Origin of the sequence: Gilliamella sp. B2923 (assembly GCF_026536565.1) — a bacterium.
GTDB lineage: Bacteria > Pseudomonadota > Gammaproteobacteria > Enterobacterales > Orbaceae > Gilliamella.
This window is the reverse complement of record NZ_JAFNNZ010000045.1, coordinates 1-1,156: the sequence shown is the minus strand read 5'-3', so window position 1 is coordinate 1,156 and position 1,156 is coordinate 1. Positions and strand designations below refer to the sequence as shown.

At 37.5% G+C, this 1,156-nt stretch carries 1 protein-coding gene; it reads right to left on the bottom strand.

The annotated features are described in order from the left end of the window. Positions 1-1,156, bottom strand: a 1,156-nt coding sequence (locus J3U42_RS12250) for an IS256 family transposase (protein WP_267336611.1), incomplete at both ends; no start/stop codon positions are given.

Below are 1,156 nucleotides of genomic sequence, written 5' to 3'. Positions count from 1 at the left end.
ATTCATCGCACTCTTCCAGTTTTGAATAGGCATAGTCCATTTTTTAGATGCTTGTTGTATCGCTAAATAGATGACCTTTTTAACTGAGTCATCAGTCGGGAATACCTTTCTTTTCTTGATAGCATGACGAATAACACTATTTAAAGACTCTATCGCATTGGTGGTATAAATCGCTTTGCGAATATCCTGAGGATAAACAAAGAAGGTACTGAGATTTTCCCAGTGTCTGCGCCAAGATTGACCAATATACGGGTACTTATCATCCCAATTCTCCTCAAAATGAGCGAGTGCCTGTAATGCCTGTTCTTCGGTTGAAGCCTGATATATCATCTTTAAATCTTTGGTGAGTTCTTTGTAATCTTTCCAACTCACAAATTTCAAACTACTTCGCACCATATGGATGATACAGAGTTGAATTTTAGTATCCGGATACACTGCATTAATCGCATCCGGAAAGCCCTTTAATCCATCTATACAAGCAATTAAGATATCTTCAACACCTCGATTTTTAAGTTCTGTGAGTACTGACAGCCAGAATTTGGCACCTTCATTTTCTGCCATCCATAAGCCAAGCAGTTCCTGTTTACCTTCCATATTGATGGCTAGAGCAAGAAAAACGGATTTATTGATGATACTTCCATCTTGTTTCACTTTGACCACAATACAGTCCAAATAAATAATTGGATACAGATTCTCAAGTGGGCGATTTTGCCATTCGACCACTTGCTCTTTTACTGAATCTGTCACTTTAGAAATCAGAGTCGGAGAGATATCAACATCATACATCTCTTTGAATGTGTTGGTAATTTCTCTTGTTGTCATACCTTTGGCATACAAAAAGAGAATTTGATGATTAATTTTATCGATGCGTGTTTGATGCTTTTTGACCAGCTGAGGTTCAAAACGACTTTCTCTATCTCGTGGAATGGCTAGCTCTAATTCACCATCATCACTTATAACCGTTTTTTTACTATAACCGTTACGAGTATTGCTACCTTGTTTTTTCTGATGTTTTTCATGACCTAAATGCTGCGCCATTTCTTCATTTAACGCCGTTTCAATCACCAATTTATTCATAAAGCCCGTTAATTTGCCTAAATCTTCCTGAGTTTTAATGCCTTTGGCGAGCTCTGCGGCCATTTCTCTTAGTTTTTTT